This window comes from Paenibacillus sp. FSL R5-0701 (assembly GCF_037973995.1).
In the GTDB taxonomy this organism is placed as follows: domain Bacteria; phylum Bacillota; class Bacilli; order Paenibacillales; family Paenibacillaceae; genus Paenibacillus.
This window is the reverse complement of the sequence record NZ_CP150230.1, coordinates 6,180,738-6,204,400: the sequence shown is the minus strand read 5'-3', so window position 1 is coordinate 6,204,400 and position 23,663 is coordinate 6,180,738. Positions and strand designations below refer to the sequence as shown.

At 47.1% G+C, this 23,663-nt stretch carries 13 protein-coding genes, 10 tRNA genes, 4 rRNA genes and 1 pseudogene; 26 read left to right on the top strand and 2 right to left on the bottom strand.

Going from position 1 to position 23,663, the window contains the following annotated elements:
* Window positions 1–89 precede the first annotated feature (89 nt).
* A complete protein-coding gene (gene pdaB / locus MKZ13_RS27315; RefSeq protein ID WP_076216866.1) occupies window positions 90–866 on the bottom strand; it encodes a polysaccharide deacetylase family sporulation protein PdaB in 777 nt (258 codons plus the stop codon).
* Between the two features lie 123 nt (window positions 867–989).
* On the opposite strand from pdaB, the gene MKZ13_RS27310 reads away from it, so the two are divergent.
* The 17 genes and pseudogenes from MKZ13_RS27310 (at window position 990) to MKZ13_RS27230 (ending at window position 8,857) form a co-directional block, all read left to right on the top strand.
* Window positions 990–1,607: a stage II sporulation protein M gene (locus tag MKZ13_RS27310; RefSeq protein WP_221825229.1), complete on the top strand. Its 618-nt coding sequence runs from the start codon at window positions 990–992 to the stop codon at window positions 1,605–1,607.
* Window positions 1,608–1,760: 153 nt separating this feature from the next.
* Window positions 1,761–1,991 carry a hypothetical protein gene (locus MKZ13_RS27305; protein WP_056697767.1) on the top strand — a complete coding sequence of 77 codons (231 nt, stop codon included), beginning with the start codon at window positions 1,761–1,763 and terminating at the stop codon, window positions 1,989–1,991.
* 479 nt (window positions 1,992–2,470) lie between these two features.
* A 16S ribosomal RNA gene (locus tag MKZ13_RS27300) occupies window positions 2,471–4,016 on the top strand.
* A gap of 158 nt (window positions 4,017–4,174) precedes the next feature.
* Window positions 4,175–4,293, top strand: a 5S ribosomal RNA gene (gene rrf / locus MKZ13_RS27295).
* Window positions 4,294–4,441: 148 nt separating this feature from the next.
* Window positions 4,442–4,503 (top strand) — tRNA-Gln (locus MKZ13_RS27290).
* 210 nt (window positions 4,504–4,713) lie between these two features.
* Window positions 4,714–7,606: ribosomal RNA gene (locus MKZ13_RS27285) — 23S ribosomal RNA — on the top strand.
* Between the two features lie 147 nt (window positions 7,607–7,753).
* Window positions 7,754–7,868: ribosomal RNA gene (gene rrf / locus MKZ13_RS27280) — 5S ribosomal RNA — on the top strand.
* The 16S, 23S and 5S rRNA genes sit together here with 7 tRNA genes alongside, the layout of an rRNA operon.
* Before the next feature lie 85 nt (window positions 7,869–7,953).
* Window positions 7,954–8,028, top strand: a tRNA-Asn gene (locus MKZ13_RS27275).
* Between the two features lie 3 nt (window positions 8,029–8,031).
* Window positions 8,032–8,104, top strand: a tRNA-Thr gene (locus tag MKZ13_RS27270).
* Window positions 8,105–8,114: 10 nt separating this feature from the next.
* Window positions 8,115–8,186, top strand: a tRNA-Glu gene (locus MKZ13_RS27265).
* 7 nt (window positions 8,187–8,193) lie between these two features.
* Window positions 8,194–8,269: transfer RNA gene (locus MKZ13_RS27260), tRNA-Val, on the top strand.
* A 9-nt stretch (window positions 8,270–8,278) separates the two neighbouring features.
* Window positions 8,279–8,353 (top strand) — tRNA-Gln (locus MKZ13_RS27255).
* Between the two features lie 9 nt (window positions 8,354–8,362).
* Window positions 8,363–8,440 (top strand) — tRNA-Lys (locus tag MKZ13_RS27250).
* A gap of 6 nt (window positions 8,441–8,446) precedes the next feature.
* Window positions 8,447–8,523 (top strand): annotated as a pseudogene (locus tag MKZ13_RS27245).
* A gap of 10 nt (window positions 8,524–8,533) precedes the next feature.
* A tRNA-Gly gene (locus MKZ13_RS27240) sits at window positions 8,534–8,608 on the top strand.
* 95 nt (window positions 8,609–8,703) lie between these two features.
* Window positions 8,704–8,777 (top strand) — tRNA-Pro (locus MKZ13_RS27235).
* Window positions 8,778–8,787: 10 nt separating this feature from the next.
* A tRNA-Gly gene (locus MKZ13_RS27230) sits at window positions 8,788–8,857 on the top strand.
* A gap of 221 nt (window positions 8,858–9,078) precedes the next feature.
* Here the strand turns inward: MKZ13_RS27230 and MKZ13_RS27225 are convergent.
* Entirely contained in the window at window positions 9,079–9,435 is a 357-nt protein-coding gene (locus tag MKZ13_RS27225; protein ID WP_339179687.1) for a WGxxGxxG family protein, read from the bottom strand.
* Window positions 9,436–10,013: 578 nt separating this feature from the next.
* On the opposite strand from MKZ13_RS27225, the gene ppc reads away from it, so the two are divergent.
* The 9 genes from ppc (at window position 10,014) to ectB (ending at window position 23,507) form a co-directional block, all read left to right on the top strand.
* Window positions 10,014–12,806 carry a phosphoenolpyruvate carboxylase gene (ppc, locus tag MKZ13_RS27220; protein WP_076217238.1) on the top strand — a complete coding sequence of 931 codons (2,793 nt, stop codon included), beginning with the start codon at window positions 10,014–10,016 and terminating at the stop codon, window positions 12,804–12,806.
* Window positions 12,807–13,066: 260 nt separating this feature from the next.
* The gene (gene sigW / locus MKZ13_RS27215) at window positions 13,067–13,633 is read left to right on the top strand and encodes an RNA polymerase sigma factor SigW (protein WP_017692117.1); all 567 of its coding nucleotides are present in this window, start codon (window positions 13,067–13,069) and stop codon (window positions 13,631–13,633) included.
* Window positions 13,634–13,769: 136 nt separating this feature from the next.
* The gene (locus MKZ13_RS27210) at window positions 13,770–14,384 is read left to right on the top strand and encodes a zf-HC2 domain-containing protein (RefSeq protein WP_036614042.1); all 615 of its coding nucleotides are present in this window, start codon (window positions 13,770–13,772) and stop codon (window positions 14,382–14,384) included.
* A 313-nt stretch (window positions 14,385–14,697) separates the two neighbouring features.
* Window positions 14,698–15,534 (top strand): diadenylate cyclase CdaA, encoded by an 837-nt coding sequence (gene cdaA / locus MKZ13_RS27205; RefSeq protein WP_047841664.1) that lies wholly within the window; start codon window positions 14,698–14,700, stop codon window positions 15,532–15,534.
* Entirely contained in the window at window positions 15,527–17,020 is a 1,494-nt protein-coding gene (locus MKZ13_RS27200) for a CdaR family protein (protein ID WP_339179683.1), read from the top strand. Before cdaA ends, MKZ13_RS27200 begins: the two co-directional genes overlap by 8 nt.
* Before the next feature lie 72 nt (window positions 17,021–17,092).
* On the top strand, window positions 17,093–18,433 hold the full coding sequence (glmM, locus tag MKZ13_RS27195; protein WP_339179680.1) for a phosphoglucosamine mutase: 1,341 nt from the start codon (window positions 17,093–17,095) through the stop codon (window positions 18,431–18,433).
* A gap of 749 nt (window positions 18,434–19,182) precedes the next feature.
* Complete coding sequence (gene glmS, locus MKZ13_RS27190; RefSeq protein ID WP_036668148.1) at window positions 19,183–21,015, top strand: glutamine--fructose-6-phosphate transaminase (isomerizing); 1,833 nt, start codon at window positions 19,183–19,185, stop codon at window positions 21,013–21,015.
* A 509-nt stretch (window positions 21,016–21,524) separates the two neighbouring features.
* Complete coding sequence (locus MKZ13_RS27185; protein WP_339179677.1) at window positions 21,525–21,770, top strand: hypothetical protein; 246 nt, start codon at window positions 21,525–21,527, stop codon at window positions 21,768–21,770.
* A 453-nt stretch (window positions 21,771–22,223) separates the two neighbouring features.
* Window positions 22,224–23,507, top strand: a complete 1,284-nt coding sequence (ectB, locus tag MKZ13_RS27180) for a diaminobutyrate--2-oxoglutarate transaminase (RefSeq protein WP_076217242.1) — start codon at window positions 22,224–22,226, stop codon at window positions 23,505–23,507.
* Window positions 23,508–23,663: the final 156 nt, after the last annotated feature.

The window sequence follows — 23,663 nt, the reverse complement described above, 5'->3', positions numbered from 1 at the left end:
GCATAAAAACATACCAAAAAGAGCTAACCTGGTTAGCTCTTTTCAACTTTTACACTCTTATTTGAGCTGTAGCCCAAGCAATATACCAATTATTGACCGCTGGCTTGATCACGAACTTCCTTACCTTCCACACTGGAATGGTTAAGCAACTCAGACACGGTTACGAATTCATAGCCCTGGTTTTTTAATTTGTCGATAATGACAGGGAGTGCCTCATGAGTTTGTTTAGAGGAATCACTTGCATGCAGCAGTACGATGTCCCCTGGATGTGCTTTGCTTACTACACGATCAACAATGGTCTGTACACCAGGGTTTTTCCAATCCAAGGAGTCGGTATCCCACTGTACAACCTGATAATTCAAACTATTGGCTACCTGAAGCACTCGCTTGTCAAAGTCCCCGTTGGGCAGACGTATTAATTTCGGTTCTTTTCCCGTTAAATCGGTTAAAATGCTATGAGCTGTCGAAATTTCTTTGCGAATTTCTTCCTCGGTCAGGCTGCTGTAGTTCTCATGTCTGTGACCATGGCTGCCAATTTCATATCCTGCCTCTTTGATGGCAGTAACAATTTCGGGGTGTGTCTTGCTCCAGGGGGACGAAAGGAAAAAGGTTGCCTTCTGCACTTTATTCTCCTGAAGAACTTTCAGAATCGGCTCTGTCCGTTTATCTCCCCAGCTGATGTCAAAGGTAAGTGCAATTACCTTCTTCTCGGTTGGAACGCTGTAGACGGCTGATGGTGCTTCCTCCGAGAATACGGAGACATTGCCACGCTCCAGATAAATAATACCGATCGCAAAGATGGCAGCAACGAAGACAATCAGGTACCGTTTAATCTTTTTGCCGCTAAATACATAGAACGAGTTCATTTCAATAAGCGCCCCTCTCCCATAAGAAATGCTTGTTTACTCTCCAATGTATGCTCGTACTCCCCAGTTATTCGTAACACGAACCTTGTTTGTCCATCATTTTAGATTCTACAGGAGGTTATTATGTTAAAATTCAGTACATTTCTTAGAGATCTTGGTTCCATCCGCAGTGCATTAATCTGGTCCGTAGTTTTGTTTGCTGTTGGAATAGGGGCAGGATGGGTGAGTACAGGGCCTCTAGAAGAACTGTTGTTGAACCAAATCGGAGGTTTACGTGAAGTCAGTGAACGGCTGGAGCAGGGGGGCAATGTGCAATGGAACTTCTTCCTGTTTATCTTTTTCAATAATGCCATCAAAAGTGTACTTGTCATCTATGCCGGTATATTCTTCGGAATTCTGCCTGTCATCTTCCTGCTGATCAATGGGATGGTCCTTGGATTTGTGGTGCACACCACGATGAATTATGGAGCAAGCTTCTATGATATTGTGGTTAAAGGTTTACTTCCGCATGGCATTATTGAGATTCCGGTCATTATTATTGCTTGCGCCTTCGGACTGAAGTTTGGTGGTCTGGTTATCCAAAGCCTTGCACAACTTGGAAGTGACAAGCGAAATATGATGGGAAACCGGTGGAGAGCATTCATGAATAGGACGTTAACGGCATCCTTCTGGGTTGTCATCTTGCTTCTTGTTGCAGCAATCATCGAAAGCACACTTACGTATACTCTGGTGAGAGGATAAAATTTTGTGATGGTTGGCATTCATAAATTTTCAGAAAGTTGACCATAACAATAAAACGGGTTCCAGCAGCACCCACAAAAAGCGAATGCACGGGTGTTGCATGAAACTTCTGTAAGTGTGATAAAGAGGCTATGCACAAAAAGGAGAACTCTAATGCTGGGTATGTTGTTTAACGATAAGGAATGCAAGGAATTAGACTATGTGCTACGTAAAGAATTAGATGAAATGCTGTTCGATCTGAGTGATAATCGTCTTGACCAAGAGATCAAATATGCTATCGCGAGCCGATATAAGACTGTGTTCCGCATGTATGCACGCTTTGCCCCGCCAAAAGAGTTGTCCAAGTATGCAAGAGGTGGAAAACTGAAAAAGTCGAAGCCGTAATGCTGAAGCTGGTCATATATTCGATTTACAGTAGTGGAAGTGAGGTGCGGCTCTCAATAGCGGGTGCTGTACCTCTGAACCATGAAAATGCGAAATTGTTGGGGGGTTCATACTTTTTGTCGAAAAAGGGTTGACCTTTCTAATTTCATATGGTAAATTAATTTTCGTTCCTTTTTTAGGAGCGGTTCACCGAAACAAGCATGAAAATAAAGCGATTGAAAAGAATTGAAAAAATAATGCTTGCAAAGAGAACTTCAACATGATATATTATAAAAGTCGCCGCTGAAACGACGACAACATGAAAAACAGCACTAAATTGAATGTTTGATCTTTGAAAATTGAACAACGAGTGAGTAAACATTCTGCTTGCAGAATGAACGCGAAAGTTAGAGACAAGCCTTGGCTTGGATCGGCTGGAGCACAAATGAGATTTTTAATCTCGTCAGTTTCAGAATGAGCTTATCGCTCTTTTCAATACTTTATTGGAGAGTTTGATCCCGGCTCAGGACGAACGCCTTTTCGGCGGCATGCCTAATACATGCAAGTCGAGCGTATCGGATGAGAAGCTTGCTTCTCTGATGGTTAGCGGCGGACGAGTAACACGGTGGGCAACCTGCCCCTGCTTGGGACAACTACCGGAAACGGTAGCTAATACCGAATAGTTGTTTTCTTCGCCTGAAGGAAACCAGAAAAAGACGGAGCAATCTGTCACTTGTGGGTTTATTCTGCGGCATTAGCTAGCTGGTGGGGTAACGGTCACCAAGGCGACGATGCGCAGCCGACCTGAGAGGGTGATCGGCCACACTTGGGACTGAGACACGGCCTAGACTCCTACGGAGGCAGCAGTAGGGACCTTCCGCAATGGGCGAAAGCTCGACGGAGCAATGCCGCGTGAGTGATGAAGGTTTTCGGATCGTAAAGCTCAAGTCTTCACAGGAAGAACGCTTGGGAGAGTAACTACCTTCGGGAGGTGACGGTACCTGAGAAGAAAGCCCCGAAGCACCTACGTGCCAGCAGCCGCGTACGTAGGTAAGCGTTGTCCGAATTATTGGGCGAAAGCGCGCGCAGGCGGTCATTTAAGTCTGGTGTTTAATCCCGGGGCTCAACCTCCTGGATCGCACTGGAAACTGGGTGACTTGAGTGCAGAAGAGGAGAGTGGAATTTCACGTGTAGCGGTGAAGGGGCTGCGTAGATATGTGGAGGAACACCAGTGGCGAAGGCGACTCTCTGGGTTGTAATCGACGCTGAGGCGCGAAAGCGTGGGAGCAAACAGATTAGATACCCTGGTAGTCCACGCCGTAAACGATGAGTGCTAGGTGTTAGGGGCTTGATACCTGGCGCCAGTTAACACATTAAGCACCTTCGCCTGGGGAGTACGGTCGCAAGACTGAAACTCAAAGGAATTGACGGGGACCCGCACAAGCAGTGGAGTATGTGGTTTAATTCGAAGCAACGCGAAGAACCTTACCAGGTCTTGACATCTGAATGACCGGTGCAGAGATGGCCTTTCTTCGAACATTCAAGACAGGTAGCATGGTTGTCGTCAGCTCGTGTCGAGATGCCGGGTTAAGTCCGGCAACGAGCGCAACCCTTATATTTAGTTGCCAGCACCCCGGGTGGGCACTCTAGATAGACTGCCGGTGACAAACCGGAGGAAGGTGATGACGTCAAATCATCATGCCCCTTATGACCTGGGCTACACACGTACTACAATGGCCGGTACAACGGGTTGCGAAATCGCGCGAGATGGAGCCAATCCCAACAAAGCCGGTTCCAGTTCGGATTGCAGGCCGCAACTCGCCTGCATGAAGTCGGAATTGCTAGTAATCGCGGATCAGCAGTTGCTGCGGTGTGAATACGTTCCTTGGTCTTGTACACACTGCCCGTCACACCACGAGAGTTATATCACCTGAAGTCGGTGGGGTAACCGCAAGGAGCCAGCCGCTGAAGGTGGGATAATACTTTCGGGTGAAGTCGTAACAAGGTAGCGCCGTATTTGGAAGGTGCGGCTGATCAAATTCTTTTCTATGAGAATCGTTTCCTGTAACGAAATATTCAAATAAGTAGGTTCCTTAGAACCTACAACAGCGATTCATTTTGGTCGACTACTTCGGTGTGGATGAAATGAAGGAGCGCAAAGCAACTCACTGTTGCTCAGTTTTGAGAGCTCAAACTCTCAAACGTTTGGTGGCGATAGCGAAGGGGTTCCACACGTTCCCATCCCGAACACGACCGTTAAGCCCTTCAGCGTCAATGGTACTTGGACCGCAGGGTCCCGGGAGAGAGTAGAACGCCGCCAAGCGTAACCCATTTTGGGGTTCAAATAGTATGTATGTAATGTGGGTCCTTAGCCCAGGTTGGTTGGGAGAGCGCACCTCTGATGAGCAGAGAAGCCGGTGGTTCGAGTCCACCAGGCCCACCATCTATAATTTTAAACTTATATGGGGCCATAGCTCAGTTGGGAGAGCGCCCGCCTTTGCAAGCAGGGGAGGTCAGCGGTTCGATCCCGCTGTATTCCAACGAAAATGTTTTAGTATTGTTCTTTGAAAACTAGATATCGAACGAAACAACGCGAATTAGAACATTCTGCTGAACTTGCAAAACAAGTCAAGGTAGCAAAGGTGAAGTTAAATCTGCTTTTGCATTGGTACCGGGTGAGAGCGACTTTGGCTGGGAGGCAAGCAAAACAAGGGAAGTTTAACGACCGAAACCGGAACAAAATGGTTAAGCTAATAAGAGCACACGGAGGATGCCGGAAGTGCCAGAGCCGATGAAGGACGTGGCGAACAACGAAACTGCCTGGGAGCTGTAAGCAAGCTTTGGATCCGGGGGTGTCCGAATGGGAAACCCAGCTGGGGTAATTTCCAGTTACACCTAACGAATACATAGGTTAGTGTGAGGCATACCAGGGAACTTGAAACATCTAAGTACTCCTGAGGAAGAGAAACAATAGTGATCTCGTCAGTAGCGAGCGAACGCGAGAGCCCAAACCAAAGAGCTTGCTCTTTGGGGGTTGTGGGACGTCTCATGAGCAGCAAAGGAACCGGTTAAGCCGAAGAGGTCTGGAAAGGCCCGCCAAAGAAGCCGTAAAAGCCCTGTAGTTGAAAGCCGGTTCCCTCCGAGACGGATCCCGAGTAGGGTAAAGTACGAAACCCCGCATGAATCCGGCAGGACCATTCGCCAAGGCTAGTCACTTCCTAGCGACCGATAGTGAAGCAGTACCGTGAGGGAAAGGTGAAAGCACCCCGGGAAGGGGAGTGAAATAGAATGAAACCGTGTGCTTACAAAAGTCAGAGCCCGTTTTAGGGGTGATGGCGTGCCTTTGAATGAACCGGCGAGTTACGTTCCTGTGCAAGGTTAAGGTGAAGAGCCGGAGCCGCAGCGAAAGCGAGTCTGAATAGGGGCGCATTAGTACGTGGACGTAGACCCGAAACCGGGTGATCTACCCCTGTCCAGGGTGAAGGTGCGGCAACACGCACTGGAGGCTCGAACCCGTTTACATGTTGAAAAATGCGGGGATGAGGTGGGGGGGTAGCGGAGAAATTCCAATCGAACTCGGAGATAGCTGGTTCTCCCCGAAATAGCTTTAGGGCTAGGCCCTCGGAAAACAGAGTCGGGAGGTAGAGCACTGATTGGGTGCGGGGCCCGCAAGGTTAACAAGCTCAGTCAAACTCCGAATGCCATAGACTTACTTTCTGGAGTCAGACAGTGAGTGCTAAGATCCATTGTCAAAAGGAAACAGCCCAGACCATCAGCTAAGGTCCTCGCGTGTGTTAAGTGGGAAAGGATGTGGAGTTGCACAGACAACCAGGATGCTGGCTTAGAAGCAGCCATCATTGAAAGAGTGCGTAATAGCTCACTGGTCGAGTGACTTCTGCGCCGAAAATGCGTAACGGGGCTAAAACACACCACTTGAAGCGCGGCTTGATGCTTTGCATCAGGGGTAGGGGAGCGTTGTATATGCTGAAGGTGTACCGTGGCGAGCGCTGATTATACAAGTGAGAATGCCGGTATGAGTAACGAAAAGATCGGTGAGAATCTGATCCGCCGAAAGCCTAAGGGTTCCTGAGAAGGCTCGTCCGCTCAGGGTAAGTCGGGACCTAAGGCGAGGCCGAAAGGCGTAGTCGAAGGACAACAGGTCGAAATTCCTGTACCACTGCAAGCCGTTGGTGAGCAATGGGGACGCAGTAGGGTAGTGACGCGGACTGATGGATGTCCGTCTAAGCAGTGAGGCTGATGTGTAGGCAAATCCGCACATTGTAAGGCTGAGCTGTGATGGAGCGAAAATTATAGTAGCGAAGGTCATGATCTCACACTGCCAAGAAAAGCCTCTAGCCAGGTGAGCGGTGCCCGTACCGCAAACCGACACAGGTAGGCGAGAAGAGTATTCTAAGGCGCGCGGAAGAACTCTCGTTAAGGAACTCGGCAAACACCCCGTAACTTCGAGAAGCGGGGTGCCCCGGTAGTGTGAATAGCACGAGGGGCCGCAGTGAAAAAGGCCCAAGCGACTGTTTAGCAAAAACACAGGTCTGTGCGAAGCCGTAAGGCGAAGTATACGGGCTGACGCCTGCCCGGTGCTGGAAGGTTAAGGGGAGTGGTTAGGAGTAATCCCGAAGCTGTGAACCGAAGCCCCAGTAAACGGCGGCCGTAACTATAACGGTCCTAAGGTAGCGAAATTCCTTGTCAGGTAACGACCCGCACGAATGGCGTAACGACTTGGGCGCCGTCTCAACGAGAGATCCGGTGAAATTTTAATACCTGTGAAGATGCAGGTTACCCGCGACAAGACGGAAAGACCCCATGAGCTTTACCGCAGCTTGATATTGAATTTGGGTACGATCTGAAGGCTGGCGATGTGGTGGGAGCCTTTGAAACGTGAGCGCCAGCTTGCGCAACGTTGGGATACCACCCTGATCGTATCTAGGTTCTAACCTGGTACCGTAATCCGGTGCGGGGACAGTGTCAGGTGGGCAGTTTGACTGGGGCGGTCGCCTCCTAAAGAGTAACGGAGGCGCCCAAAGGTTCCCCAGAATGGTTGGAAATCATTCGAAGAGGCAAAGGCATAAGGGAGCTTGACTGCGAGACCTACAAGTCGAGCAGGGACGAAAGTCGGGTTTAATGATCCGTGGTACCGCATGGAAGGGCCATCGCTCAACGGATAAAAGCTACCCTGGGGATAACAGGCTTATTCCAAGAGTCCACATCGACGGGGAGGTTTGGCACCCGGATGTCGGCTCATCGCATCCTGGGGCTGAAGTAGGTCCTGCTGTGGCCGGGCTGTTCGCCCATTAAAGCGGTACGCGAGCTGGGTTCAGAACGTCGAGACAGTTCGGTCCCTATCTGTCGTGGGCGTAGGAAATTTGAGAGGAGCTGTCCTTAGTACGAGGACCGGGGATGGACGTACCGCTGGTGTACCAGTTGTTCCGGCCAGGAGCACCGCTGGGTAGCTATGTACGGACGGGATAAACGCTGAAAGCATCTAAGCGTGAAGCCCCCTCAAGATGAGATTTCCCAGTATGTAAGACCCCTTGAAGACGACGAGGTAGATAGGCTGGGGGTGGAAGTGCAGCAATGCATGGAGCTGACCAGTACTAATCGGTCGAGGGCTTATCCAATTAGCAAGTTCTAAATCGCATGTTTCGTTTTCGAATCTAGTTTTCAGAGAGAACACCCTCTGAAATGAAAATTGGTACATCACAGAATGTGTGTATGATTTTCAGTTCCATATCTGATTTTAAGAAGCTATGCTTCGACAAATCGCGTTTGGTGGCGATGGCGGAGGGGTTCCACACGTACCCATCCCGAACACGACCGTTAAGCCCTCTAGCGCCGATGGTACTTGGACCGCAGGTCCTGGAGAGTAGGACGCTGCCAAGCGAACTCTTTCATCATACATGAAAACAGTGGCTCTGCATGTGGACGTTGTACGATGAATTGCATTTGCCTTGCAAATGCATATTATTCCCTGATAGCTCAGTTGGTAGAGCACTCGACTGTTAATCGAGTTGTCACAGGTTCGAGCCCTGTTCGGGAGCCATTTGCTCTCATAGCTCAGTAGGTAGAGTGCATCCATGGTAAGGATGAGGTCACCGGTTCGATCCCGGTTGAGAGCTTTGGAAATGGGGCCTGTTGGTCAAGGGGTTAAGACACCTCCTCTTCACGGAGGTAACAGGGGTTCGAATCCCCTACGGGTCATATAGTTGGAGGCTTAGCTCAGCTGGGAGAGCATCTGCCTTACAAGCAGAGGGTCGGGGGTTCGATCCCCTCAGCCTCCACCATATTTTTATTGGGGATTAGCCAAGCGGTAAGGCAACGGACTTTGACTCCGTCATGCATAGGTTCAAATCCTATATCCCCAGCCATTTTAGTATGAGTCATTAGCTCAGCTGGTAGAGCACCTGACTTTTAATCAGGGTGTCGAAGGTTCGAGCCCTTTCCATGACTCACCATCATATGCGCGTGTGGCGGAATTGGCATTGCCGACTTAGGATTCAGCGTCTTTGACGTGGGGGTTCAAGTCCCTCCACGCGCATCTTTTATTTGCGGAAGTGGCTCAGCGGTAGAGCATCGCCTTGCCAAGGCGAGGGGTCGCGGCCTGATTCCCGTCTTCCGCTCCAATATTTTGCGCCTTAGTCAGCTGGATAGAGCGTTTAATTGATGAATCAAAAGGCCGGAGTTCGAATCTCTCAGGCGCGCCATTATTTTTTTAGTATCGGATGTAGCTCAGCTTGTAGAGCACCTGGTTTGGGACCAGGGGGGTCGCATGTTCAACCGTGTCATCCCGATTTTTGTTTATGCGGGTGTGTTCAATGGTAGAACTTTAGCCTTCCAAGCTAATAGCGTGGGTTCGATTCCCATCACCCGCTTACAGGATATAACGAAAGAGCCTTTGCAGATGCAGAGGCTTTTTTACTTTTGTTAACGTAAGAATTAGCAGTTATTTTATGTAAGGTACAAGTACAGGTTTATTAAAAAAAGAGCCAAGACCCTTTACTATCCAAATAGGGGGTCTTGGCTCTTCTGTTTATCTCTGTGGATGAGCTGCCTCTAAAACGTAGCAGCTATTGTATAGTGAAGAGCGCACAATTTAACGTTCGTTACGATCCGTCACTCTTTTACGCATGCCAGCTAGCCCCAGTAGTCCCAACAAACCAAGCCAGCCCCAATCCATACCATTATCACGGTCGTTCGTAGTGGCGTTCGCCCGAACATTGTTGGTACGATAGTCACCATTGTTGCGGTAGTTTCCATCCATATTCATATTCATGTTGGAATTAGTGTTTGTGCGGTCCATGTAGTTGGTGTCCTGATAAGAGCGAACACGTGAACCGTTGGTGTTGGTATCCACACCTTTGGACATTTGACCATCAGCAGCAGCAGCAGGGCCTGCCATCGCGGCCACCAGAAGCACGGAAGCAATAATTGTTGTACCCTTCTTCATCATTTAAGTTCCTCCTTTTTAGTAAGAGCTATAGATTAATCTGCCCAAAAAGCTAAGAACATTATGTAGAAATGGTCTGTTAAGATATCCCTACAATTACAGTAGGTTAGGAACATACATAAGAAAGTCCCCTGGTAAGCAGACTTGTATTGGGAAGGAATTTTTAATTTTATCTTTAATTTATTACATCACTGTGGTAAAGTATACAAAAGCTTGCTTTGCCGGTCATGTTTCTTTGTATATCATCTGTTCTCAAATAATGAAATTATACGGTTTAACCTTACGATCAGGTACGATGGATCATATCTAAAGTAACTGTATATTTATAAATTTTTAAGCATAGGTATGAGACATTTGATTTATCTAAAGTACGTGAAAAAGGTATCATGCGACAGCATATGACCATTAATTGAAGCAGAACAAGAAAATGAATAAAAAAGCGTGTTTTTGTGCTGTAAATCGGGGATAATCCCCATTTTTTCTAGTAGAAAAATGAAGATTTTCGTACCATTTTATTGTATGATGTTATGAAGGTGTCAAATTTACGTGTACGAATGGAACGATCAGATGGGAGGATAAGCATGACTGAAACTATGGTAACCGCCAGCAAAAGCCAATCCAACAACCTGCTTCGGCGAGACGTGCGGTTCCTGGGCAATATACTCGGAGAAGTTCTTGTCCATCAAGGCGGCACGGAGCTTCTAGATATCGTTGAGAAGATTCGGGAAACGAGCAAATCGTTGCGTGCAGAATTTCTGCCAGAACTCTATGCAGAGTTCAAAACGATGATCCAGGAATTAGACTCGGACAATCGTCACCAGGTTATTCGGGCTTTCGCTATTTATTTTCAATTAGTTAATATTGCTGAACAAAACCATCGGATCCGGCGTAAACGGGATTATGAACGTTCTGCAGGGGACGCTGTGCAGCCAGGATCGATTGAAAAAGCAGTACAGGATCTTAAGGAACGTGGACTGTCTCATACAGAGGTGGAAGAGATTCTTGATGATTTGTCATTGGAACTCGTTATGACAGCTCACCCAACCGAAGCCATGCGCCGGGTTATTCTGGACATCCACAAGCGGATATCCGAAGACGTCATGTCACTTGATAATCCTACGCTGACGTTGCGTGAACGTGAACAGTTGCGGGAGAAGTTGCTGAACGAAGTCATTACACTATGGCAGACTGATGAGCTTCGTGACCGTAAACCGACTGTGCTTGATGAAGTGCGGAACGGGATGTATTACTTTCATGAAACGTTGTTCCACGTACTTCCGGATGTATATCAGGAGCTGGAACGCTGCCTGAACAAATTTTATCCTGACCATGACTGGCATGTGCCGACGTATTTGCGGTTCGGTTCCTGGATCGGTGGAGACCGGGATGGAAATCCTTCGGTAACTTCAGATGTAACATGGCAGACACTGTTGATGCAACGCAAGCTCGCTTTGCGTGAATACCAACGGATTATGATTGAACTTATGGGCCATCTCAGCTTCAGCACGAACATCATTCACGTATCGGATGAGCTGGTGCAGTCGATTGAGCAGGACCGTAATTCTGTTACATTGAAAAAAGTGGATATCTGGCGGAATGAAAAAGAGCCATACCGCATCAAATTGGCTTATATGATTGCCAAGCTGAACAATGTACTGGACGAGAACAAATTAGGTCAGCCTGACCGTTATCATAGCGCACAGGATTTGATTGATGAACTGATGATTATTGATCGAAGTCTGCGCCATCATTTTGCCGATTACGTAGCAGATACAACCATTCGCAAAATGATTCGTCAAGTCGAGTTGTTTGGTTTCCATACCGCAGCATTGGATGTGCGTCAGCACAGTAAGGAACATGAAAATGCGATGTCGGAGATTTTGGCGAAAATGAACATTGTAGAGGATTATGCGCGTCTGACTGAAGACGGTAAAATCGATCTGCTTGCTCGTTTGCTGGATGATCCACGTCCGCTTACTTCTCCTTATCACCAATACACGGAGGGAACCAAAGAATGTCTGGATGTCTTCCGTACCATTAAGCGTGCCCAAAACGAATTTGGGAACGGCTGTATCACAAGTTACCTGATCAGTATGACGCAGGGCGCAAGTGATTTGCTGGAGGTTATGGTATTTGCCAAGGAAGTGGGCTTATTCACCAAAGGACACAATGGTGAGGTTGTATCTACTCTTCAAGCGGTACCACTGTTTGAAACGATTGATGATCTACATGCGGCTTCGGACATTATGCAGAAGCTGTTCAACCTTCCTGTATACCGCGCAAGCGTAAAAGGACGGAATGAACTGCATGAAATCATGCTTGGTTATTCTGACAGTAACAAGGATGGCGGAGTGGTTACAGCCAACTGGGAACTGCGTGTAGCAATGAATGCCATCACGGCTGTAGGTAATGAACATGGCGTTAAGCTGAAGTTCTTCCATGGACGTGGCGGGGCTCTGGGACGTGGCGGCATGCCACTCAACCGCAGTATTCTTGCTCAACCACCACATACGATTGGTGGGGGCATCAAGATTACGGAGCAGGGAGAGGTTATTTCTTCCCGTTATTCCCTTCAGGGGATTGCATACCGCAGTCTGGAGCAGGCAACTTCGGCTCTAATCACAGCAGCACTTAATGGGCTTGAGCCGCAAGAGTCAGCATCCGAGCGTCATTGGGACAGCATCATCAAAGAGATTTCGGAAGTATCTCTGACGAAATATCAGGATCTGATTTTCCGTGATCCAGACTTCTTCACATTCTTCAAAGAATCAACGCCGCTTCCGGAGGTTGGTGAGCTGAACATTGGCTCCCGTCCATCCAAGCGTAAAAATAGCGATAAGTTTGAAGATCTGAGAGCGATCCCTTGGGTATTCGCATGGACTCAAAGTCGTTATCTGCTTCCGGCATGGTATGCGGCAGGAACAGGATTGCAAAGTTACTATCAGGGTAAAGAGGAAAATCTGGTTGTCCTGAAAGAAATGTATGCAAGCTTCCCATTCTTCCGTACATTAATTGATACGGTACAGATGGCCGTAGCCAAGGCAGATCTGGTGATTGCCAAAGAATATTCAGCAATGACTTCGAACAAGGAAGCCCGTGATCGCATATACGGTCAGATTGAAGCCGAATTCAAACTCACAAAAGAGTTGATCCTGAAAATTACCGGAGAAGCTGAAATTCTGGATGATGTACCGGTTATTCAAGAATCCATTCGTCTTCGTAACCCTTATGTAGATCCGTTGTCCTACATGCAAGTTCAACTTCTGAGCGAGCTCAGAGATATGCGTGAACGTGGTGAGGATGATACGGAACTGCTCAGAGAAGTGTTGCTGACAATTAACGGCATCGCTGCAGGACTGCGTAACACAGGTTGATGATTGAACTGCTTCATTTGAATAATCATATGTAACAAAGTACCCATTACTTTGTTGAATAAAAGCTCCATTCTCTGCTCTACGGAGTGAGAGATGAAACGGGACTCCTGCGGGAGTTCCCGTTTTTACTGTTTTTGGCGGATATTTGTCATACAGTCTTGATTTTTGACCAAAGTTGATTTACGATTTGATTGGTGAATTACAAGTGTGGACGGGTATCAGAAGACGGAAGACCCATCAGCATGTCTGGGGGAATAAGGGTGGACAATTTGGAGAACAGGCTTGTGAAATTGGTGCTCAAGGGAGACCAGAGAGCCTTCGCAGAAATCGTTGAACTATATAAGGACAAGCTATTTCATTTGGCATACCGGATGCTGAACAATCGTCATGAAGCTGAAGACGTTGTGCAGGAGACGTTTTTGCGTGTGTTTCGTAATATGGAGAAGTACGATCCGAACCAGAAGTTCTCAACCTGGATATACCGGATCGCAACGAATCTGTGTATTGACCGACTGCGCAGAAAGAAACCTTCATACTCTTTGGATGCTGAACTGAATGACCAGGAAGGATCTGATGGTTATGCGATGCTCCCGAGTGATGATCGTACACCGGAGAGTGAAGCGCTCCTGTCAGAAACGCAGACACTCATTCGTGAGGCTATTGACAGTTTGCCAGCCAAGTATAAGTCCGTTATGATTTTGAGATATTTACAGGACTTGTCGCTACAGGAAATCAGTGACGTGACAGGTATGCCCGTAACAACGATTAAGACACGCGTTCATCGGGGCCGTGATTTTCTACGTAAAAAATTGGAGTACAAGTTATAAATGTTAAACGCTTTTAAATATGGGCGAAATTATTTGAAACATATCCGAAACGGATGCGTATGTAATGTATGCAAGTCTTATGCGTGCTTTTTAATGGCACATGGACTAAGTGATTTAAGAAAGGATTGGCTCTCATATGGATTGCAACTCGGCCGTCTCTTTAATGCATGAATGTTTGGATGAGTCGTTGTCCCCGGCCCAGAAGGTTGAACTGAAAAGTCACCTTGTGATCTGTCCGGATTGTCGCATGCGCTTTAAAGAGTTGGAACAGACGGAAATGCTACTCTTTGCCATGAAACACTATTCACCGTCTGCCTCTGATGAGCTGACCAATCGAATTATGAATGCTCTGCCCCAGCCCAAGAGACAGCAAGCATGGCTCAAATGGGTCAAAGGACATCCCGCGCTGACGGCGGCAGCCTTCTTTTTGGTCGTGATGCTCTTTAGCGCCTTGAATTTCTGGAATCAGAATAACGAGATGGTTGTTAAGGGAAATAATCTGGACCAGATCGTGATTCAGGGTAACACGGTTATTGTTCCTGAAGGTAAGTCAATTGCTGGCGATCTTACGATAGAAAATGGAACCGCACAAGTATATGGTGATGTGAACGGCAATCTGACGGTTATCGATGGACAACTGTTTCAGGCTTCAACCGCGCATATTTCAGGTCAGGTGAAAAGTATTGATCAGGCGCTGGACTGGTTCTGGTACAAAATAACCAATATGGTAAATGAAGTGGCTTATCGCTAGAACAGGGTAAAATCTTCAATGGTATATACCAAGCAGGGTACCTCCAGATTGCATGGGGTACTCTTTTTTTATACGCAAACTTTGTAATTCATGGGAAATGTGATGTTTATGTGCAGTTTGAGACTGCCGTAACTTGCAACCTGAACGTTAACGTTATAACCTAGATACTAAAGAGAACATACTACTACATATAGATACGCATTTTGCACAAATCGAATGATGCAAAACGCGGAGACAAAGGATTATATAAAATCCTAATGGGTTAATATGAGATCAGGGTTTACTCATCAATGGGGATAGCGGGGGCTGGCTTATGAATTATTTTGCTGACTTAACGTGGACAGAGTCCATTAAGGACGTTATCGATATATTGATCGTTACCTATATTATGTACAAACTGATTTTGCTTGTGCGGGGGACACGTGCGGTTCAGCTCCTGAAAGGGATTCTGTTCCTTGTGCTGATCTGGGCATTAAGTACGTGGCTAAACCTGTATACGCTCAAGTGGTTAATGAACCAGATGTTTACGTTTGGTGTCGTTGCGGTGTTCATTATCTTTCAGCCGGAACTGCGTCGTGGTCTGGAGCAATTGGGACGCGGTAAGCTGTTTGGACGTTCAGCGGCAGCGAGTGATGAAGAATTAACCGTGTTAATTGGTGAGATTATTAAGTCTGTTAATTATTTGTCACGGCGTAAAATTGGCGCTTTGGTCGTGTTTGAACGTGAAACGGGTCTGAACGATTACACGGAATCGGGCATTAAGATGCAATCTCTGGTCAGCTCAGAGCTGATGATTAACATCTTTATTCCAAATACACCGCTCCATGATGGAGCCGTTATTATACAGGGAAAACAGATTTCGGCGGCAGCTTGTTATTTGCCATTATCAGAGAATCCTTTTATCAGTAAGGAATTGGGAACACGTCATCGTGCAGCAATCGGGATTACCGAAGTTGCAGATGCGATCTGTTTGGTTGTCTCCGAGGAGACAGGACAAGTGTCACTTGCAATGAATGGACAGGTCGTTCGTGATATTAAGGAAGAATCGCTGATTGCCAAACTGTATGAGGAGTTGCGCCCTACATCCAATCTGAAAAAGAATGGCTGGACAACCTTCTGGAAACGGAAGGGAGGACGTAACAATGGATAAGTGGTTTAACAATAATAACTTTGCCAAAATACTTGCACTTGCGGTGAGCCTGCTGCTCTGGTTCATGATTCATCTGGATGAGGTACCAACCACCCCTACGATTACAACAGGGACAACCAACAAGGTTGTGGAACGTACGGTGCCTGTTCAACCTTATGGATTAGACAGCAACAGCTATGTGCTTACTTCATTAAGTACGGATGAGGTCCGGCTGGAGATCAAAGGACAGCGCTCGATGTTGACATCGATTTTTACGAATGATGATTACAAGGTACTGGTCGATCTGAGTCAGGTGAAAGATGGGTCCAATACACTGCCACTCGTACCTGATCTGCCTTCCGGTGTAGAAGTGGTCAGCATGGAACCTTCCATGGTTACGGTGAATGTAGAAAAATTGGGCACCAAATCCTTCAATGTGAATATTGTACCCGAAGGGGAACCATCCGCCGGATACAGCGCTGGAACGCCCGTAATTGAACCTTCGACGCCAGTTAAGGTAACTCTGCCCGAAGGGCAACTCGAGGCTGTAGCGAAGATCCAGGGCAGTGTGAGCGTGAAAGATGCGAAGGAAGATGTCATACAGAAAAAAGTGAAACTTCAAGCATACGATGCTGAAGGCAAGGTCCTTGAAAATGCGATTATAACGCCTCAAACGGTTGAAGTCCGGGTTCCGGTCAATCAGCCCTATACATCTGTACCCTTAAGAATCAAATATTCGGGACAGCTTCCGGAAGGCCTGGTACTCTCCACAGTAGAGCCAAGCGTGAAAGAAGTCTCGGTTTATGGATCAGAGGATGCGCTTGCGGGTATACAGGCCTACGACCAAGTAACCCTTGATCTTACACAGTTTGATCAGTCGGGTACATCGACAGTTAACGTGGACTTGACGCCGCCTTCCGGTTTTGAGAAAATCGAGCCTAGTTCGATTCAGATCAAGGTAACCATATCCCCATTTGACGAGGCGGAGGAGACAACCAAAGTCTTTCCGAACGTCCCCATCACACTTACCGGTGCGGGGAATGGGCTTGAAGGTACACTCGTTACGCCTAAAAGTGGCGGTCTGAACCTTACGCTTACAGGCTCGGCAAGTATGCTTGAGGGTCTGAGTAGTGATGATCTCACGTTGACGGGGGATCTTGCTGAACTTGCGGTCGGAACGCATGAGATTAAGCTTGAAGCCGACCTGCCCCGTTATGCCAAACTGGATGAATCATCTAATGCTCTGAGTGCAACGGTCAAAATTAGCGAAAAGGCTGAGGACACCACAACTACGCCTAGCGAAGATCCGACTGACGAGGGAACGGTAGCACCTGACCCTTCACCAGCCGAGGTCGAAAACGGGGAAACGGAGCCTGTTCCTGATGAAGAAGAAACGGAATCGAATACGGATACTCAGGATCAGAGTCAACAGGGGAGCACAACCAATCGAGGTAATTTAAATAATAATAACAGTGGTAGTAGCAGTAAAAGTGGCTCAAATCCGTAAACGTTCTAATTTTAAAATTCTCAAAAAATAATAATAGTGCTCGTATATGATGCGAATAGAAGGAGTTAAATCATGGGGAAATATTTTGGTACAGACGGTGTAAGAGGGGTTGCCAATAAAGAGTTAACGGCAGAGCTGGCTTACAGCATTGGACGTTGTGGTGGTTACGTGCTTGCAGGTGGTGTGGAAAGACCAAAAGTGGTTATCGGCATGGATACTCGAATCTCGGGATTGATGTTGGAATCCGCACTGGTTGCAGGTCTGTTGTCCATTGGCGCTGATGTGATCCGTCTGGGCGTTGTATCCACTCCGGGAGTGGCGTATATTGCACGTTTGTTGAAAGCTGACGCGGGCGTGATGATCTCAGCTTCCCACAATCCGGTTGAGGATAACGGAATCAAGTTCTTTGGCGGAGATGGCTTCAAGCTGTCTGATGAAACAGAGAACCGGATTGAAGAACTGATGGATGCGGAGACAGATCAATTGCCACGGCCAGTTGGTGGCGGTCTGGGTACTGTAACGACAGATGAAGAATCCCGTTATCGTTACCTTGATTTCCTGAAAACGACTGTAAATGAATCGTTCTCTGGACTTAAAATTGTTCTGGACTGTGCAAACGGAGCAGCTTATGAGCTGGCACCGAAATTGTTCAGTGAACTTGGTGCAGAAGTCATTGCCATTGGCGCTGAGCCTAACGGCCTGAATATTAATGAGCAATGTGGATCAACTCATCCAGAGAACCTGAAACAAGAAGTGCTTAAACATAAAGCGGATCTGGGTCTTGCTTTTGACGGGGATGCGGATCGTCTGATTGCTATTGATGAGACAGGCGCTGAGGTGGATGGAGACTTCATTCTGTGTATCTGCGGTGATGCGATGAATCGTGCAGGCAAGTTGAAGGACAGTACTGTTGTATCGACCGTTATGAGTAACATCGGATTCTACAAAGCAACGGAGAAACTTGCACTGAAAACAGCTAAAACGGCAGTAGGTGACCGTTATGTGATGGAGGAAATGCGTCGCGGCGGTTACAACTTGGGCGGAGAGCAGTCTGGTCATGTTATTTTCCTGGATTACAATACAACCGGAGACGGTATGCTGACTGCGATTCAACTCGTGGATACACTCAAGGCTTCCGGTAAAAAACTGAGTGAACTAAAAGCGCTAATGATCCAGTACCCACAAGTATTGGTGAATGTGCGTGTTGAAGATAAGAGCAAATACGAGGGCAATGCTGCAATCGAGCAGGCTATTGCTACAGTAGAACAACAACTCGGCGATAATGGACGTGTACTCGTTCGTGCTTCAGGTACTGAGTCTCTGATCCGTGTTATGGCGGAAGGACCAGATAAAGACGAACTTGAACAATTTGTGTCTCAAATCGCAGATGTAGTGCAAAAAGAACTGGTATAGTACTGGAAGATGTAAGAGATACCTTCTGCATACGGTTTTCTTAAAGGAATTGTTGTGTAGAACGAGGCTTAATATAACATGATTTAGGACTTATGCATGAATATTCCTGCGTCCCGGCCTGATGAGACCATAGGTCCGTTTATCCGGTCGGGATTGTAGGTAAATATGCTAAAATTGTCACAGGTACTTTGCTCCATTGCAAAATGGACCTGACGTGCATATAATGAGTGGAGTCGTCATTCAGACACAGAAAGTGAGGAACGTAAGGTTACAGTTACACAAGCGCCAGAGCTTGGAGTTGCGCGGGATGATGTTGATCAGGATTTCTTCTAGGTTGAAGAACGGCTGATTAAGATCAACGGCAATCAAGCTGACGAGGTGGAGGTGTTCGGATTGTTCGGCGGGGACCTCCCGGTGAAGCACCAGAGCCGTAAACCGGATTGCGGAAAATGGATAGGTGACTGTCCACACAACGCGCCGGTGCAGGTGCAGGAGTTAAACTAAAATTCAAATGAATGTGCGTGAAGAGCGTAAACAGTACGCGGACGGGAAAATGATGTACATTCATGATTGCATTCATAACAGCTTATGATGACAGCGGGGCGACACGAGGTCGCTCTGATCATTGATAATTGAATAAGTACCAAGTATTCATGAAACGCTAGGCAATCACTCATTTTTCCGATGTGCCGCCTCTGCCTGTTTCTCTTCGTGACACAGTATTCATATACAAACGGAGGAAATAAATTATGTGCGGTATTGTTGGATATATTGGTAATAAGAACACTCAATCGGTATTGGTCGAAGGATTAAAGAAACTCGAGTATCGTGGTTATGATTCTGCAGGTATCGCGGTATTTACACCGGAAGGTCTGCAAATCACGAAAGCTCTTGGTCGTCTTGCGAACCTTGAAGCCAAGCTGGATGGTGCACCACTGGTAGGTAATGCCGGAATCGGACACACACGTTGGGCAACTCATGGTAAACCATCGGATGAGAACTCTCATCCACACACGGATGGAAGCCAGAAGTTCTCTGTTGTGCATAACGGTATTATTGAGAACTACCTGGATCTGAAGGATGAATTGATGGCTCAAGGTCACACGTTCACTTCCGAGACAGATACTGAGGTTATCTCTCACCTGATCGCACGTGAATACAATGGTGATATCGTCAAAACAGTACAAAAAGTGATCACGTTGTTGCGTGGCGCATTTGCACTGGGTGTATTGACAGAGCATGAGCCTGAGAAACTCGTAGCTGTGCGTCAAGCAAGCCCATTGATTATTGGTATTGGTGAAGGCGAGAACTTCATTGGTTCCGACATCCCGGCAATTCTGGAACATACACGTAACGTGTACATTCTGAATGATGGTGAAATGGCTGTATTGACACATGATGCTGTCGAATTGATGACGATTGAAGGCAACTTTATTTCTCGGGAAATGATTCGTGTCGATTGGGATGCTGTAACCGCAGAAAAAGGCGGATTCGAGCACTTCATGCTGAAAGAAATTCATGAGCAACCAAAAGCATATCGTGATACTATGCTGGGTCGCATCGATAATGAAGGCAAAAAAGTTCAACTTCCTGAGTTGAAAATGACTGAAGAACAAATTAAAAATATTCGTAACGTTCAAATCATTGCATGTGGTACAGCGTACCATGCAGGTCTGGTTGGACGTACAGTGATTGAGCAATTGGTACGTATTCCGGTTGAAACAGATGTGGCTTCCGAGTACCGTTACCGTTCCCCAATCGTGCACAAAGATACACTTGTAATCGTAGTGAGCCAATCTGGTGAAACTGCCGATACGCTTGCTGCATTGCGTGAAGCACAATCCAATGGTGCGCATGTACTGGCAATCACAAACGTAGTGGGCAGCTCCATTGCACGTGATGCAGATGATGTTATCGCAACATTGGCAGGTCCGGAGATTGCAGTAGCTTCTACCAAAGCGTATACTTCGCAGTTGATCGCGTTCAACTTGCTTGGTCTGTACCTTGCACAAGTTCGTGGTACTCAATCTGCAGAAGAGATTGAACACACGCTGGCAGCAATGCAAGCATTGCCTGAGCAAGTGGAATCCATGTTGGAGCAAGCGGAGGCAATCAAAGGATATGCAGAGCAAATCTCTAAACATGAACATCTCTTCTTCATTGGTCGTGGTCTTGACTACGCAGTAGCTCAAGAAGGATCTTTGAAGCTGAAAGAGATCTCTTACATTCACTCCGAAGCGTATGCTGCGGGTGAGCTGAAACACGGTACGCTCGCATTGATCGAAGACGGCATCCCTGTTATTGCCTTGGCAACGCAAGAGAACGTACTTGAGAAAACAGTGAGCAACATTAAGGAAGTAAAAGCACGTGGCGCAGATGTATTGGCAATTACGTATGAAGAGCACGTAGCACCATTGCTGAAATCCGTAGACCAAGCGTTTGCAATTCCTAAGACGTTGCCACTGCTTAGCCCTGCTTTGTCTGTAGTTGCGCTGCAATTGCTGGCATACTATGCTTCCCTGGCACTGGGTCATGATGTGGATAAACCACGTAACCTGGCGAAAAGTGTAACGGTTGAGTAAGGTATTCTGTACAAATTACTTTATTTTCCAATGATAAATAAGTGTAGAACCATTTACAAAAGTATGGAACTACACGAACTGTTGTCCAATGACATGGATAATGGGTTGATCAATAGATTCAGTAAATTAATAAAGTATAAACAAAATATGGTCCTGATGACTCTAAGTCATCAGGACTTTTTTGATGTTTCAGGAGGGTGGTTCTGAATATTAGAACCACCTTTTTTATGTTTGTGCATTGTAAATTTATGTCATCAACTTCTTAAAGAGAGTCATTAACATTCGCAACTCGTAAGTGCAAATATATCCCCAAGAAGGATGTGGATCGGGCATACGGGATCGTTTGAACAATAAAGGAAGATGGCCAAATGGGACTGGAACATCTTTCAGTGACTCACAAAATGGTATGCCAAGAAGCAACAATTTGCTGGATGAAGAAGCTTATTACGCGAAGTGAAATCATTGTCTGTTCAACTTGGATTCAGAACGCCATTGTAATCTATATGTAAATGAGTGAAGGACATAGAAAAGCGTATGAGGGAAAATCTCACGTATGGTTTGATGAGGAGGAGCAGAATATATTTACCCTTTATTCTAACGGAGGTGTAGAGAAGAAGGCAAGATACAAAACGATGTCGGCTGCCATCCGTTTGAATGCTGCGGGCAGCTTCAGCCAGACTTTCAGAAATTGGTCAGGTAATCATGTTAAGTTAATGCAAAGTGCAAGGATGCGGAACACTGGCAAAGAATATTAAAAGGTAATATATACCAAATTATCCTGTTTCATGGCTGAATGTCAACACGCGTCGAATTCCTCGATTGATGTAAAACCATTCCCAACGTTTCCTTGCTATTCACTCTTTTTAATGAAAAATGTTAACACATTATGTTTCGTGAACCAAATTTAACATTATAATGACTATATTTAACAAAAATTTCACTATACATTCTTGTAAATTTTGATATAATTCAACCTAGGTCTTATTCCCTATTATTCTAATAAATGGAATTGTGGGGTTTTTTATACCCATCCAAGCTGTGTGCGAGAGACCAGTCTACTGGCTAACCAACAAGCCGGCATGCGGGGACCAACAATTGTGGAAAATGACAGCCTAGAATATGTTGCTCCATGACGTCAGAAGGTTCAGAAAGGAAGGTTCAGAAAGATGGAGCCAACCTTATCCCAATTCCGATGGAGGATGAAGTGAGTGAGCATTTTTGAAAAGCTGGAATCCAACGTAAGATCTTACTGCAGAAGTTTTCCGGTGGTATTCGACCGGGCCAAGGGAGACCTTTTATATTCTGAGGACGGAAGAGCATATATTGATTTCTTTGCAGGTGCCGGGGCACTCAATTACGGTCATAACAACGATTATATTAAAGACCGGGTTCTTGATTACTTGACCTCCGACCGGATTATGCACGGTCTGGATATGTATACAATGGCCAAACGTGAATTCATCCAGAGCTTCTCAGAGCGGATCCTGGAGCCGAAGAAGCTGAATTACAAGCTTCAATTCTGCGGTCCAACAGGGACGAATGCGGTGGAAGCGGCCCTGAAGCTCGCACGCAAGGCGAAGAAGAGAAGTGGAATATTCGCATTCATGGGTGGCTTCCACGGTATGTCGCTCGGCAGTCTGTCGGCGACAAGCTCCAAGTCCATGAGAGAAGGGGCGGGGCTCCCTCTGGACGGAGTTACGTTCATGCCGCACCCGAGCGGGGCTTTTGCAGAAATGGATACTCTCGGCTATATCGAAAATATCCTGACTGATTCGCACTCCGGAATCGACAAGCCAGCCGCGATCCTGCTTGAAACGGTACAAGCCGAAGGAGGAATTCACGTTGTCGACGCGCAGTGGCTACGCGAGCTGCAGCAGCTTTGCCGCAGGCACGATATTTTGCTCATTACAGACGAGATTCAAGTAGGATGCGGTCGGACAGGCGAATTCTTCTCCTTCGAACGTGCAGGGATCGAGCCGGATCTCATTACCCTGTCGAAGTCGATCAGCGGGTACGGCCTGCCAATGTCCCTCCTGCTGCTGAAGCCCGAACTGGATATCTGGACGCCGGGCGAGCACAACGGCACCTTCCGCGGCAACCAGCTGGCTTTTGTGGCCGCGAAGGCTGCTCTCGAGTTCCGGGACAGAACCGAACTGGAAGCTCAGGTGAAGCAGAAGGAAGAGTATGTGCGCTCGTTCCTTGATCAAGAAATCAAGCCTCTGCATCCGTCCATCGCCATCCGCGGACTCGGCCTGATCTGGGGCATTGACGTCTCGGGGTTCATGGATGAAGCCGGGGCGAAGCGGGTGACGGATATCAGCTTCGAGAACGGGCTCATCATTGAAAGAGCCGGCAGAGGAGATTGTGTGCTGAAGATCATGCCTCCGCTGACCGTCTCGATGGAGCATCTGACCGCCGGCTGCGCCATTATCAAGTCCAGTATGCAGCAGGTGATCTCTCAGGAGACCAAGGATTTGTTAGTAACGACCTAAGCTTGGCCAAGCCGATGGCCGCCCCCGGCAAGAGGCATGAAAGTGCCTTCCGGAGGGCGTGCGGACTTGATGTTAAGGTAGCGCTTTCTCCTCATGCTACCTGCGGTAACGTCAATCAGCATGGAATTCTCCGGCAATCCAAGGGCAGTACCGTTC

Excerpts from the sequence above, each read along its gene's own strand:
- MKZ13_RS27210 (WP_036614042.1), top strand. The coding sequence starts at position 13,770 with ATGGATTGCAACTCGGCCGTCTCTTTAATGCATGAATGTTTGGATGAG.
- ppc (WP_076217238.1), top strand. The coding sequence starts at position 10,014 with ATGACTGAAACTATGGTAACCGCCAGCAAAAGCCAATCCAACAACCTG.
- pdaB (WP_076216866.1), bottom strand. The coding sequence starts at position 866 with ATGAACTCGTTCTATGTATTTAGCGGCAAAAAGATTAAACGGTACCTG.
- MKZ13_RS27225 (WP_339179687.1), bottom strand. The coding sequence starts at position 9,435 with ATGATGAAGAAGGGTACAACAATTATTGCTTCCGTGCTTCTGGTGGCC.
- MKZ13_RS27200 (WP_339179683.1), top strand. The coding sequence starts at position 15,527 with ATGGATAAGTGGTTTAACAATAATAACTTTGCCAAAATACTTGCACTT.
- glmM (WP_339179680.1), top strand. The coding sequence starts at position 17,093 with ATGGGGAAATATTTTGGTACAGACGGTGTAAGAGGGGTTGCCAATAAA.
- MKZ13_RS27305 (WP_056697767.1), top strand. The coding sequence starts at position 1,761 with ATGCTGGGTATGTTGTTTAACGATAAGGAATGCAAGGAATTAGACTAT.
- glmS (WP_036668148.1), top strand. The coding sequence starts at position 19,183 with ATGTGCGGTATTGTTGGATATATTGGTAATAAGAACACTCAATCGGTA.
- MKZ13_RS27185 (WP_339179677.1), top strand. The coding sequence starts at position 21,525 with ATGAGTGAAGGACATAGAAAAGCGTATGAGGGAAAATCTCACGTATGG.
- cdaA (WP_047841664.1), top strand. The coding sequence starts at position 14,698 with ATGAATTATTTTGCTGACTTAACGTGGACAGAGTCCATTAAGGACGTT.
- MKZ13_RS27310 (WP_221825229.1), top strand. The coding sequence starts at position 990 with ATGTTAAAATTCAGTACATTTCTTAGAGATCTTGGTTCCATCCGCAGT.